General features: G+C 68.0%; 16 protein-coding genes. 7 read left to right on the forward strand and 9 right to left on the reverse strand.

What is annotated here, in order from left to right:
• Nucleotides 1–28 precede the first annotated feature (28 nt).
• Nucleotides 29–988: a diacylglycerol/lipid kinase family protein gene (locus tag ACJEIK_RS20265; protein WP_409430198.1), complete on the forward strand. Its 960-nt coding sequence runs from the start codon at nucleotides 29–31 to the stop codon at nucleotides 986–988.
• A gap of 250 nt (nucleotides 989–1,238) precedes the next feature.
• On the forward strand, nucleotides 1,239–1,493 hold the full coding sequence (gene whiB1 / locus ACJEIK_RS20270; RefSeq protein ID WP_043392449.1) for a transcriptional regulator WhiB1: 255 nt from the start codon (nucleotides 1,239–1,241) through the stop codon (nucleotides 1,491–1,493).
• A gap of 189 nt (nucleotides 1,494–1,682) precedes the next feature.
• Here the strand turns inward: whiB1 and ACJEIK_RS20275 are convergent, their stop codons facing one another.
• Both ACJEIK_RS20275 and ACJEIK_RS20280 read right to left on the reverse strand, forming a co-directional pair.
• The gene (locus ACJEIK_RS20275; RefSeq protein WP_060999092.1) at nucleotides 1,683–3,176 is read right to left on the reverse strand and encodes a sensor histidine kinase; all 1,494 of its coding nucleotides are present in this window, start codon (nucleotides 3,174–3,176) and stop codon (nucleotides 1,683–1,685) included.
• Nucleotides 3,177–3,202: 26 nt separating this feature from the next.
• Nucleotides 3,203–3,418 (reverse strand): biotin/lipoyl-binding carrier protein, encoded by a 216-nt coding sequence (locus tag ACJEIK_RS20280; protein WP_036421130.1) that lies wholly within the window; start codon nucleotides 3,416–3,418, stop codon nucleotides 3,203–3,205.
• 137 nt (nucleotides 3,419–3,555) lie between these two features.
• Here ACJEIK_RS20280 and ACJEIK_RS20285 point away from each other — a divergent pair, with 137 nt between their 5' ends.
• Complete coding sequence (locus ACJEIK_RS20285) at nucleotides 3,556–3,630, forward strand: 50S ribosomal protein bL37 (protein ID WP_085976028.1); 75 nt, start codon at nucleotides 3,556–3,558, stop codon at nucleotides 3,628–3,630.
• A 54-nt stretch (nucleotides 3,631–3,684) separates the two neighbouring features.
• On the opposite strand, the gene rsrA is transcribed toward ACJEIK_RS20285, so the two are convergent.
• Together rsrA and ACJEIK_RS20295 are read right to left on the reverse strand one after the other, a co-directional pair.
• The gene (gene rsrA, locus ACJEIK_RS20290; RefSeq protein ID WP_060999089.1) at nucleotides 3,685–3,996 is read right to left on the reverse strand and encodes a mycothiol system anti-sigma-R factor; all 312 of its coding nucleotides are present in this window, start codon (nucleotides 3,994–3,996) and stop codon (nucleotides 3,685–3,687) included.
• Nucleotides 3,996–4,622: a sigma-70 family RNA polymerase sigma factor gene (locus ACJEIK_RS20295; protein ID WP_174814157.1), complete on the reverse strand. Its 627-nt coding sequence runs from the start codon at nucleotides 4,620–4,622 to the stop codon at nucleotides 3,996–3,998. The genes rsrA and ACJEIK_RS20295 overlap by 1 nt, the downstream gene beginning before the upstream one ends.
• Nucleotides 4,623–4,832: 210 nt before the next feature.
• On the opposite strand from ACJEIK_RS20295, the gene ACJEIK_RS20300 reads away from it, so the two are divergent.
• Together ACJEIK_RS20300 and ACJEIK_RS20305 are read left to right on the forward strand one after the other, a co-directional pair.
• Entirely contained in the window at nucleotides 4,833–5,324 is a 492-nt protein-coding gene (locus ACJEIK_RS20300) for an aminoacyl-tRNA deacylase (RefSeq protein ID WP_138250048.1), read from the forward strand.
• Nucleotides 5,325–5,347: 23 nt separating this feature from the next.
• Nucleotides 5,348–6,196, forward strand: coding sequence for an SDR family oxidoreductase (locus tag ACJEIK_RS20305; RefSeq protein ID WP_064858404.1), 849 nt, complete (start codon nucleotides 5,348–5,350; stop codon nucleotides 6,194–6,196).
• On the opposite strand, the gene ACJEIK_RS20310 is transcribed toward ACJEIK_RS20305, so the two are convergent.
• The 3 genes from ACJEIK_RS20310 to ACJEIK_RS20320 are packed head-to-tail and all read right to left on the reverse strand — an operon-like array spanning nucleotide 6,193 to nucleotide 7,552.
• Nucleotides 6,193–6,399, reverse strand: a complete 207-nt coding sequence (locus ACJEIK_RS20310) for a hypothetical protein (RefSeq protein ID WP_162563280.1) — start codon at nucleotides 6,397–6,399, stop codon at nucleotides 6,193–6,195. The two genes, ACJEIK_RS20305 and ACJEIK_RS20310, sit on opposite strands and share 4 nt — an antisense overlap.
• 38 nt (nucleotides 6,400–6,437) lie before the next feature.
• Entirely contained in the window at nucleotides 6,438–7,322 is an 885-nt protein-coding gene (locus ACJEIK_RS20315; protein WP_138250049.1) for an oxygenase MpaB family protein, read from the reverse strand.
• The gene (locus tag ACJEIK_RS20320; protein ID WP_138250050.1) at nucleotides 7,319–7,552 is read right to left on the reverse strand and encodes a hypothetical protein; all 234 of its coding nucleotides are present in this window, start codon (nucleotides 7,550–7,552) and stop codon (nucleotides 7,319–7,321) included. Before ACJEIK_RS20320 ends, ACJEIK_RS20315 begins: the two co-directional genes overlap by 4 nt.
• 31 nt (nucleotides 7,553–7,583) lie before the next feature.
• Between ACJEIK_RS20320 and ACJEIK_RS20325 the strand changes: the two genes are divergently transcribed.
• The gene (locus tag ACJEIK_RS20325; RefSeq protein WP_406783818.1) at nucleotides 7,584–8,342 is read left to right on the forward strand and encodes a class I SAM-dependent methyltransferase; all 759 of its coding nucleotides are present in this window, start codon (nucleotides 7,584–7,586) and stop codon (nucleotides 8,340–8,342) included.
• Nucleotides 8,343–8,344: 2 nt separating this feature from the next.
• On the opposite strand, the gene ACJEIK_RS20330 is transcribed toward ACJEIK_RS20325, so the two are convergent.
• Both ACJEIK_RS20330 and ACJEIK_RS20335 read right to left on the reverse strand, forming a co-directional pair.
• Complete coding sequence (locus ACJEIK_RS20330; protein WP_138250052.1) at nucleotides 8,345–9,817, reverse strand: methyltransferase; 1,473 nt, start codon at nucleotides 9,815–9,817, stop codon at nucleotides 8,345–8,347.
• Nucleotides 9,814–10,614 (reverse strand): SOS response-associated peptidase, encoded by an 801-nt coding sequence (locus tag ACJEIK_RS20335; protein WP_163693052.1) that lies wholly within the window; start codon nucleotides 10,612–10,614, stop codon nucleotides 9,814–9,816. Before ACJEIK_RS20335 ends, ACJEIK_RS20330 begins: the two co-directional genes overlap by 4 nt.
• Before the next feature lie 18 nt (nucleotides 10,615–10,632).
• Between ACJEIK_RS20335 and aroA the strand changes: the two genes are divergently transcribed.
• Nucleotides 10,633–11,907, forward strand: a complete 1,275-nt coding sequence (gene aroA / locus ACJEIK_RS20340; RefSeq protein WP_406783819.1) for a 3-phosphoshikimate 1-carboxyvinyltransferase — start codon at nucleotides 10,633–10,635, stop codon at nucleotides 11,905–11,907.

Raw genomic sequence — 11,907 nt, forward strand, 5'->3', positions numbered from 1 at the left:
GGTCGCGGCGCGGATAGGCTCGTGACCCGTGCGTGCCGTGCTGATCGTGAATCCGAACGCAACCTCGACGACCCCGGCAGGCCGGGACCTCCTGGCCCACGCACTGGAGAGCCGCGTCGACCTGACCGTCGCACACACCGACCACCGCGGCCATGCCATCGAAATCGGCCATCAGGCCGCCGCTGACGGCATCGACGTGGTGATCGTGCACGGCGGCGACGGCACGGTGAACGAGGTGGTCAACGGCATTCTGGGGCACGCGGGCGGCGTACCCGGGGCGTCCAACACCGCTGTCGGCGTCGTGCCCGGCGGTTCGGCGAACGTCTTCGCCCGGGCGCTCGGCATCAGCCCCGACCCCCTCCAGGCCACCAACCAGCTCGTCGACCAGCTCAGCGAGTTTCGACGTGGGGTGCCCTGGCGGCGCATCGGGCTGATGGACTGCGGCGACCGCTGGTCGGTGTTCACCGCCGGCATGGGCGTCGACGGCGAGGTCGTGGAGGCCGTCGAGGCGCAGCGCGCCAAAGGCCGCAAGGTGACCGCGTCGCGGTACATCCGGGTGGCGATCCGCGAGGCCGTCGGCAGTGCCCGCAAGCCCCCGCGGCTGACGCTGCACCTGCCGGACCGGGAGCCGGTCCCCGGCGTGCACTTCGCGTTCGTGTCGAACGCGAGTCCGTGGACCTACGCCAACAGCCGACCGGTCTGGACCAACCCGACGACGACGTTCGAAACGGGGCTGGGCGTGTTCGCAACCACGAGCATGGGCATCTGGGCCAACCTCCGATTGCTGCGACGGATGCTGTCGCGCACGCCACAGATCGAGGGCCCGCACCTCATCCGCGATGACGACCTGCCGTGGCTGCGCGTGACAAGTGACACACCTATCGCGTGTCAGATCGACGGAGATTTCGTTGGCCTGCGCGAAAGCATGACGTTCACGTCGGTGCCGGCGGCCCTCAATGTGGTCGCGCCCCCAGCAATAACACAGTGACCAGCGATCTTGATAACACTTTGCAATATTTAGGGCGCAGGTGGGCCAAGTGTAGTACAACTGGTTCAGGGGCCTGCCAACGCGGGTCCGCAGTGACATTGCCCACGAGTTAACGCGCCGCTATTGACATCTGTCCAGCCTGTGAAAACATCAGATGCAACAGTGCAGAAACATTTCGTGTGCACCCGTTAACAGCCGAAGTGAAAAAACATTGCGCGCTTTGCTGCGCGCCCAGTGAGGAGTGTTGACCATGGATTGGCGCCACAAGGCGGTCTGTCGCGACGAGGATCCGGAACTGTTCTTCCCCGTGGGAAACAGCGGCCCGGCCATCGCTCAGATCGCTGACGCGAAGCTCGTGTGCAACCGCTGCCCGGTGACCACCGAGTGCCTGAGCTGGGCACTCGAGTCCGGCCAGGACGCGGGCGTCTGGGGCGGCATGAGCGAAGACGAGCGTCGCGCGCTGAAGCGCCGCAACGCCCGCACCAAGGCTCGCACCGGCGTCTAGCCACCACGGCATCCGAAAATGACCCCGGCGATCCGCCGGGGTCATTTTTGTGGTCGGGTAGATGGCGGGCACCGGACCGCGAGTGTGCCGTCAGATCGCAGATTTTCGGGAAATCCCGATCTGTGTGCACGCTCACACTGCGCGACCTAGACGCGAAAGAACTTGTGCGGCTGGGTTATTGCGCTGTACCTATTGCGCGGCCCGGCCGCGGCGACCGATCGGCACACGCAGCACCACATCCGTGCCGCCTCCCGGTGCCGCATCCATGCTCAGCGTGCCGTCGAGAACCGACGACACCTGCGTCTGCACGATCTGCAGCCCCAGCCGGTCCGAGTTCTCGAGGGTGAAGCCGTCGGGCAACCCGTGCCCGTCATCGTGGATCACGACGTCGAGCCAGCGCGCCGACCGGTCCGACCTGATGGTCACGCTGCCCTGCTCGGTCGTCGGATCAAAAGCGTGCTCGATGGCGTTCTGCACCAGCTCGGTGATGACCATGATCAGCGCGTGCGCGCGGTCGGCGTCCAGGACACCCAGATCACCCTCCCGCCGCACCCGGATGGGCGCGCCCAGCGAGGCCAGATCGTTCATCATCGGCAGGATGCGGTCGATGACCTCATCGAGGTTGACTTCCTCGTCCACCGACAGCGACAGGGCGTCGTGCACCAGCGCGATCGACGACACCCGGCGCACCGAATCCAGCAGCGCCTCGCGCGCCTCGGCGTTGTTCATGCGGCGGGACTGCAGCCGCAGCAGCGCGGCCACCGTCTGCAGGTTGTTCTTCACCCGGTGGTGAATCTCACGGATAGTGGCGTCCTTGGACAACAGCGCGCGGTCACGCCGCTTGATCTCCGTGACGTCGCGGACCAGAACCGCCGCGCCGACCGCCTGACCGCCCACCGACAACGGGATGGTGCGTAGCAGCACAGCGGCGCCGCCGGCGTCGATCTCCATGCGCATGCTGGACCCGCCCGCCAGGAGATCCCGGACGTGGTTCGCGAGCTCCTGCGCGTCGAAGGGGTCGGAGATCAGGGGGCGGGTGACGCTGATCAGGTTCTGACCGTCCAGCTCGGTGGCCAGCCCCATGCGGTGATAGGCCGAGATGGCGTTGGGGCTGGCGAAGACCACGACCCCGTCGACGTCGAGCCGGATGAGGCCGTCACCGACGCGGGGGCTCGATCGCGACATCGGCACGTCGCCGACGTTCGGGAACGTCCCCTCGGCCAGCATGCGCAGCAGATCGCGCGCGCAGTCCAGGTAGGCGCGCTCGAGCGGCGCCACCTTGCGGCGGTCGGCGAGCGCGGTCTGGTGCGTGAGCACCGCCACCACGTCATTGCCGTACCGGACCGGGACAGCCTCCAGATTGAGGCGCGAATCACCTTGCACCGCAGAGCTTTCCGCTCCCCGGCCGATGAGCCCGGTCTCGAAGGCCGCCGTGACCGCGGGCATGTCCGCAGCAGAGTTGATGGTTCCGACCGCATCGGCGAACAGCACCGTCAGCGCGGTGTTGGGCCGAATCTGGGCCACGCACACCAGCGCACCGTCGTCGCGCCGGACCCACATGAGGTAGTCGGCGAACGACAGGTCGGCAAGCAGCTGCCATTCACCGACCACGGCATGCAGGTGGTCGACCGCATTGCCGGGCAGGACAGTGTGCTCGGCGAGCAGATCACCGAGGGTGGACACGTCGCGTTATCCCGTTCTGGGGTTACCTAGCCGATGACGGCGATCAGGTCGCCGGCCTGGATCACGTCGCCGACAGCCACGTTGACGGATGTCACCGTGCCGGCGACCTCGGCCAGCACCGGAATCTCCATCTTCATCGACTCGAGGAGCACCACCGTGTCACCCTCGCCGATCTGGTCGCCCTCGCGAACCACGACCTCGAGCACACTGGCCACGATTTCAGCGCGAACGTCCTCGGCCATCTTCACCCCACTCGTCTATGCGTTTGTACGCAGGCGGTGCCTGCGGCCTCTATTGCACCACAGCACCACGGTTTGCAATTGGGTGGCGTGGCCGTGCGACACTGTAGGGCGAGCAACCGAACCTTTGGAGGACCATCATGGCCAAGCGTGGCCGCAAGAAGCGTGACCGCAAGCACTCGAAGGCCAACCACGGCCGGCGTCCCAACGCCTGACCTACGCCTTCAAAAAACCGCCCGGCTCCTCACGGAACCGGGCGGTTTTCGTTTTCAGCCTCGGACGATGGTGGTGCGGCTGATCTCGAGCTTCAGGCGCGCACGCAGGCCCTCAGGAGCCTTCTCGCCGCTGCACTTGGTGGCGATGAGCGCCTTCACCCGCTCCTCGATGCCGTACTGCCGCAGGCAGGTGGGGCATTCCTCCAGGTGGAACCGCAGCTTGTCGCGGGTCTCCGTGGTGCACTCCCCGTCCAGCAGCGTCCATACCTCGGCGATCACCGCGGCGCATTCGGGATGCTCCGGGTCGACGGGGCCGATCGGCGGCTGGAAGTCGTGCCCCTCGGGCCGGGTGTACTCGTCGCCCATCAGGACACCTCCTGGGTGTCGAGGCTCTCGCCGCGGAGGAAGCCCCGGTCCCGCGCGACGCCCGACAACAGTTCGCGCAGCTGCTTGCGGCCACGGTGCAGACGGGACATCACCGTCCCGATCGGGGTATCCATGATTTCGGCGATCTCCTTATACGGGAAGCCCTCGACGTCGGCGTAGTACACCGCCATCCGGAACTCTTCCGGCAACGCTTGCAGCGCCGCCTTGATTTCAGTGTCCGGCAGCGCCTCCAGCGCCTCAACCTCAGCTGACCGCAGACCGGTCGACGAGTGCTCGGCGTTGGACGCCAGCTGCCAGTCGGTGATCTCGTCAGTCGGGTATTCGGCAGGCTGCCGCTGCTTCTTGCGGTAGCTGTTGATGTACGTGTTGGTCATGATGCGGTACAGCCACGCCTTGAGGTTGGTGCCCTCACGGAACGAATGGAAGGCCGAATAGGCCTTCACCATGGTTTCCTGCACCAGGTCCTCGGCGTCTGCCGGGTTGCGCGTCATGCGCAGCGCACCGCCGTAGAGCTGATCGAGCAGCGGAATAGCGTCGCGCTCGAACCGCGCCGTCAGCTCCGCGTCGCTCTCGACCGCGGAACCCAGCCCGTCGATGTCGGTCATCGTGATCGTGACCGTCCCTTCTGTCGCGGCACCACGCAACAGGTCCGGCAACTCGACCGGACGTTCCAGACATGCCGTTGGCACCTGTGTCCCCTTCCGTCCGATCCTAGAGGCTGCGACCGACAACTTCGCGAGCCATTAATTGACCATGCTGACGGGAGTAACAGCGCCGGACCACGCAGTTGTTCCCGGCCTCTACGCTTGCCAGCCATGGCGAGTGCGGCTACCCCGGCGATCAAGGCCCTGCAGGCCGCGGGAATCGGCTACGAGATTCGGCAGTTCCGGCACGATCCGCGGGCCACGTCGTTCGGCGACGAGGCCGTCACCGAACTCGCCGCGGAAGGGTTCGTCGCGGCGCAGATCTTCAAGACGCTGGTACTCACGATCCCCGGCGGACTGGCCGTCGCGGTGCTGCCCGTGCCCGACAAGCTGTCGTTCAAGGCCGCGGCGGCGGCGCTCGGCGTGCCCAAGGCCGAGATGGCCGAGCAGGCCGCCGCGCAGCGCGCCACGGGCTACGTCGTCGGCGGCATCTCGCCGCTGGGGCAACGCAAGGCGTTGCCGACCGTCGTGGACAAGTCGGCACTCGGTTGGGACCGGGTGCTGTGCAGCGCGGGCAAGCGCGGACTGGACATCGTGCTGGCCCCCGCGGACCTGGTCGCCGCCACCTCGGCGGTGACTGCCGAGATATGTACTCCGCGGTAACTCCCGCGGCATAGGGTGTGCGCATGACACTGTCCGGGAAGACCATGTTCATCTCCGGTGCCAGCCGTGGCATCGGCTTGGCCATCGCCAAGAAGTTCGCGGCCGACGGCGCGAATGTCGCGCTGCTCGCCAAGACCGCCGAGCCCCATCCCAAGCTCGACGGCACCGTCTACACCGCGGCAAAGGAGATCGAAGAGGTCGGTGGCCAGGCGCTGCCGATCGTCGGCGACGTCCGCGACCCCGACTCCGTCACCGCCGCGGTGGCCCAGGCGGTCGAGCAGTTCGGCGCCATCGACGTCTGCGTCAACAACGCTTCCGCCATCAACCTCGGCTCCATCGAAGAAGTGCCGATGAAGCGCTTCGACCTGATGAACGGCATCCAGATCCGCGGCACGTACGCCGTCTCACAGGCCTGTATCCCCCACATGAAGGGCCGCGAGAACCCGCACATCCTGACGCTGTCGCCGCCGATCCGGATGGAATCGGAGTGGCTGAAGCCGACCGCCTACATGATGGCGAAGTATGGAATGACGTTGTGCGCGTTGGGTATCGCCGAAGAGATGCGCGAGGCCGGCATCGCCTCGAACACGCTGTGGCCACGCACCCTCGTCGCCACCGCCGCGGTGCAGAACCTGCTCGGTGGTGACGAGGCGATGGCCAAGGCCCGCAAGCCCGAGGTGTACTCCGACGCCGCATACGCCATCTTCAACAAGCCGGCCCGCGAATACACCGGGCAGAGCCTGCTGTGCGAGGACGTGCTGCTCGACTCCGGCGTCACCGACCTGTCGGTGTACAACTGCACCCCGAACGCCGAGCTCGGCGTCGACCTGTGGGTGGACACCCCCAACCCGCCCGGATACACCGGCCCCTAATCAGTGGCCGGGCAGATCTCGACACCCGTGACCATCGGCGGCCACGCCACCGTCACCTCGACGAGTGCGGCCAGCGGCGCGACCGCGGGAAATGCCCGGTCCCACTGTTTCTGTACCTGCTGCACCGCATGGGGGTGCAGAAACGTCCAGGCCATCCCGATCAGCAGGTACGGCAGCGCCAGCCACAGCAGGAATTCGGTCATCGCACCGACGCTGACGCGCCGGCTGAGCAAGCGGCGCATCAGATCAGCGCCCCGTCCCGGCGAATCTGCCTGCGTACGTAGGCCAGCAGCACGTAGCTTCCGGCCTGCCGCACGAACAGCGGCAGGAACCGGTTGACGAGAGCGACCAGCCGGAACAGCGTTTCGAACAGATACTGCCGGCCGCTGCCCCACGACATGCGCATCGCGTCGCGGAACACCGGCGCCAGGAAGCCTCCGGTCAGGAATGCCAGCAGTGGCCGAAATGGCAGGGCCAGAACCGGATTGATCATCTTGAGGCGCACGAGATCCGTCAGGTAAGCACGGACGGTGTCATCCATGGCGACCTTGGCGCAGGCCGCGGTCCAGTAGTCGTCGAACTCGGCCCTGGTGGCCGGCCACTGGTCGGCGGTGACCTGCAGCGTGGTGCCCAGCGGGGCGGCCGACCGGTAGAACTGTTCGGCCAGTTCGGGTGTCAGCTCGCCGCGCAGCAGTTGGTAGACGTCCTCCATGCCGACGAACAGGCACGCGGCGACCCACATCTGCAGGTCGCGGTCAAAAGCGTTGTAGCGCACCGGGCTGTCCGGACCGGACTGCACCTGGCGGTGCGCGGTGTCGACGGCCTTGCGCATAGCCGTGCGGTCCTCGTCATTGCCGAGGATGGCCACCGCGAGGTACTGGAACGTGGTGCGGGCGCGCTTCCACGGATGTTTGAGCAGGTTCCCCGAATCGACCTTGCTCTCGACGACACCGTGCCCGACACCCGGCCAGGACAGCTGCATGATGACGTTGGCCGCACTGGCCGCCGCGCCCCAGAAATCGGCGGCGTCGGCGATGGTCACCGGGTACTCGTCCCAGCGCGCGGTGCGGCGCCGAATCTGGATACGGCAGTCCGCGAGGGCCAGGGCAGGTGAATCGCCGGTCATGGCAGGCACATGTTCGTCAGCAGCAGCATCGGCCAGAACACCACGGTCCGGGCGAAGACCAGTACGCGCTCGAGGCCGTGCGCCGCCTCGAAGGCGCCGGTGTGGGTCACGGCCCACAGCACACCGAGCACCAGGTACGGCGCGGCGAGCATCGCTGCGGTGCCGAGCCACTCCGCGATCGTCATCTCGAAACTGAATATGCCCGGTGCGGGTTCTTCGTCGTCGGTCATGGTGCTTTCAACCTAGGCATACAGTGGCGGCATGTCGACGTGGTCAGTCGGACGGTACGAAGCCGTCGCCGAATTCATCTCCCCCATCGCCGTCGAGGTGGTGGCCGCGGTACCGCACGGCGCCGGCACCGCATTGGTCGATCTGGCCTGTGGAACCGGTAATGCGTCGCTGCACGCCGCCGGCCTCGGTGCCCGGGTCACAGGTGTCGACATCACGCCGGAGCTGCTGGCCATCGCCGAGGCCAAGCCCGGCGGCGACGCCGTCGAGTGGGTGGCCGCCGACGCGTCGGCCACCGGCCTGCCCGACGCCTCCTTCGACACCGCGGTGTCCAACATGGGCATCATCTTCGTCGAACCGACCGCGATGGTCGCCGAGCTGGCGAGGCTGCTCAAACCCGCTGGCACTCTCGGGTTTTCGACATGGGTCAAGGCCGGCGACAACCCGTTCTTCACCCCGGTCGTCGAGGTGTTGGGCCAACCGGAGCCGGGCCCGTACTCACCCGATCAGTGGGGCGTGCCCGAGCTCGTCCACGAGCGGCTCGATCCCGATTTCGCCGATGTCGCCATCGAAAGCGGCACCCTCACCTGGAGATTCGGCTCGGTGGACGACGCCGTCCGCTTCGTCACCGACGAATCACCCATGCACGTCACCACGTTGACCTACCTGGACGACGAGACCAGGAGCCGGCTCATCGGGGCCTTCACCGCGGCGTTCACCGCACACGAAGCCGCCGACGGCACCGTCGCCTTCGACGCGCCGCACGCGGTGATCACGGCACGCCGCCGCTGAAATCAGTTGGCCTGGTAGAGAATTCCCCGGGCGATGGCCTCGCGGATCTCCGGCAGCGCGGCCTCGGCCAGCGCGTCGGCGTCCACCCCGTGATGCGCGGCCAGCAGTCCGATGAGCGTGCCCAGCGGCACCTCACCGCGGCACCCGGCCAGCAGCGCCGTGAACACCTCGTCCACCCCGAGCACCGCACCCGGCCCGCCGGGACGACGGACCGCGCATCCGATCTCCTGCCAGCCGTCCGGCCCCGGCAGTGAATGCTGTTCCAGCAGTACCGGAGCGGTCGACAGGCGGGCAGCCAGCAGCGCGTCGTCCGAGGTGTCACGCAGGTAGGCGCGACGGGCGAAGAACGCCTCCACCTCGATGCCCGTGATGGGTTCGTCGGTGATCTCCTCGAGGATCTGCTCGGGTGCCTCACCGGGACGCGGCACACGCAGCGAGATCAGTCCCATGCCGATCCCGGTGATGCCCTCGGCGTCGAACCAGTCCAGCCAGTCGGCGCCGCGCTGCGCGATCTGTTCCGCGGACTCCCCCGCGTCGGCCAGCCACAGCGACACATAGCTGACCGGGTCGGCCAGTTCGCGCTGCACCACCCAGGCGTGCAACCCGGTACCCGCCAGCCACTCCTGCACCCGGGACCGCCAATCATCTTCCCGGACAATCCAATTGGCCATGATCTGCGCGGTGCCGCCGGGGGTCAGGTAGTTGCCGACGTTCTCGATGATGGTGCGGCACAGCCCATCTCCGGCGACCCCCGAATCGCGGTAGATGTAGTCCTGGGCGCCCGCGCCCACCACGAACGGCGGGTTGGACACGACCAGGTCGAACCGTTCCCCCGCCACCGGCTCGAACAGGCTGCCGGGCCGCATGTCCCAGGACATGCCGTTGATGCCCGCGGTCGCCCGCGCCAGTGTCAGTGCCCGCGGGTTGGTGTCGGTGCCCACGATGTCGGCGCAGTGCCCGTTCAGGTGCAGCGCCTGGATGCCGCAGCCGGTACCCAGATCGAGCGCGCGCTGCACCGGGGTGCGAATCACGGCCCGCGCCAACGACATCGACGCACCACCGATGCCGAGCACGTGCTCATGCTCGACCGGCCCGCCGCGCAGAGCGGCATCCTGGTCGGAGACGACGTAGAAATCGCGTTCACCATCACTGTGCGGCCGGATGTCGAGGGCCGCCCTGACGGTGTCGCCCACCTCCTCCAGCACGCCGGCCGCCGCCAATTCGGCCAGACCGGCCGACGGGAACGCCGCCCGCACCTGATCGGCCGGTTCGTCGGTGCCCAGCAGGAACAATCGCACCAGCGTGGCCAGGCGGCCGCCGCCGGCAGTCGCGCGCAGCGCCGGCCACCACACGCCCCGGCCCATCGCGGCGTTCGCGTCGTCGCCGAGCAGTTCGGCCACGCCGTCGGTGGTGTAGCCGGCCGAGCGCAGGTCAGCGCCGAGGGCTTCCACCAACAGCGGGTCCAGGGCGGTCAAAACAGCGTCCCTTCGGATTCGTTGTCGGCGGGCTCGATGAGTTCGGGGCCGTTGTTGCGAATGCTGTTGACCAACTTGGACACCTCACGGGTGACGATGCGGTCCAGGTCGCCGTGCCCGCGCAACAGCCCCTCGTCGATGGGTGCGTCGGGATCGAGCCAACGGTCCCAGTCACGGGCGCTGATGGTCAGTGGCATGCGGTCGTGGATACCGGCCAGCGGCCCGACCGACTCCGTCGTGATGATGGTGCAGCTGACGAGCGGCAGGCTGTCCTTGGGCGCGCCGGCCGGCCGCCACGTCGACCACAGACCCGCCATGAAGAGCAGGTCGTCGTCCGCGGCGTGCATGTAGAACGGCGTCTTCGTGGCCTTCTTGCCGTCGGCGGCCGGGTTGGGCCGCCACTCGTACCAGCCGTCCATCGGGACGAGGCAGCGCTTCGACTTCGCCGATCCGCGGAACGCCGGCGACGTGGTCAGCGTCTCGGCACGCGCGTTGATCAGCAGCGGCCCCTTGGTGTCCGGCGCGCCGTCGGCCGTGGTCTTGACCCACGGAGGGATCAGGCCCCAGCGCATCGACCGCACCCGGCGGGTGGGCTCGTCGTCAGGCTCGGAATGCCGCCGCACCACGGTGCTGATCGTCGTGGTGGGCGCCACGTTGTAGTTGGCCGACGGCAGGGTGCCGCCCTGTTCACCGCCGTCTTTGGCGGCGTCCGACGCCTTGGCATTCGTCTCGTCGAGAGCCTGGATCTTCTCGGCCAGCAGCGCCGGGTCGGTGGTGACTGCAAATCGCCCGCACATACCAGGCAGGATAGGGGCATGGAACTCTGGCCCGCACCGTCGGTGACCGGTCCGGTGCAGGCCACTGTCACCGTGCCGGGATCGAAGTCGCAGACCAACCGAGCGCTGATCTTGGCAGCCCTGGCCACACCGCAGGGCACCTCGACCATCAGCGGCGCGCTGCGCAGCCGCGACACCAACCTGATGATCGGCGCACTGCAGGCGCTGGGCGTGACGATCACCGGTGACGGCACCGAACTGACCGTCGGTGGCGCCATCTCCCCCACCGGCGACGTGCGCATCGACTGCGGGCTCGCCGGCACCGTGCTGAGGTTCGTCCCGCCGGTCGCCGCGCAAGGCACCGGACGCGTCATCTTTGACGGCGACGAGCAGGCCAAGACCCGTCCCATCACGCCCCTGCTGGACGCGATGCGCGGTCTCGGCGTCGACATCGACGGCGACGGCATGCCGTTCACCGTGTCGGGCACCGGGTCGGTGGCCGGCGGCGAGGTGCGGATCGACGCGTCGTCGTCGTCGCAGTTCGTGTCCGGACTGTTGTTGGCGGGAGCCACTTTCCGCGACGGCCTGACGGTGATCCACACCGGTGCGACGGTGCCGTCGCAGCCACACATCGAGATGACCATCACGATGCTGCGCGAGGCGGGCGTCGAGGTCGACTACAGCGAGCCGAACCGTTGGCACGTGGCGTCGGGCCCGATCGCGGCGCGGCACTGGGCCATCGAACCCGACCTGTCGAATTCGGTGCCGTTCCTGGCCGCCGCCGCGGTGACGGGCGGCACGGTGCGGCTGGCCCATTGGCCGCAGCAGAGCGTGCAGCCGACCGCTGACGTCCTGGAGCTGCTGGGCAAGCTGAATACCGTTGTCCAGGTGGTCGATTCGTTCCTGGAGGTCCGGGGCGCGCAAACCTACGGCGGCTTCGAGGCCGACCTGAAGGCCGTCGGCGAGCTAGCGCCGTCGATGGCCGCGCTCGCCGCGCTGGCCAGCGAGGGTTCGGTGTCGACGCTGTCGGGCATCGCGCACCTGCGTGGGCACGAGACCGACCGCCTGGCCGCGCTGACCGCCGAGATCAACGGGCTGGGCGGCCAGTGTCGCGAGACCGACGACGGTCTGGTGATCACGGCGGTGCCGCTGCACGGCGGCCTCTGGCGGTCCTACGCCGACCACCGCATGGCCACCGCCGGCGCGATCATCGGGCTGCGGGTGCCCGGCGTCCAGGTGGAGGACATCGCCACCACGGCCAAGACACTGCCCGACTTCCCCGGTATGTGGGCCAACCTGCTGGCCGGGAAATAG

This window comes from Mycobacterium sp. SMC-16, from assembly GCF_046250085.1.
Lineage (GTDB): Bacteria > Actinomycetota > Actinomycetes > Mycobacteriales > Mycobacteriaceae > Mycobacterium > Mycobacterium phocaicum.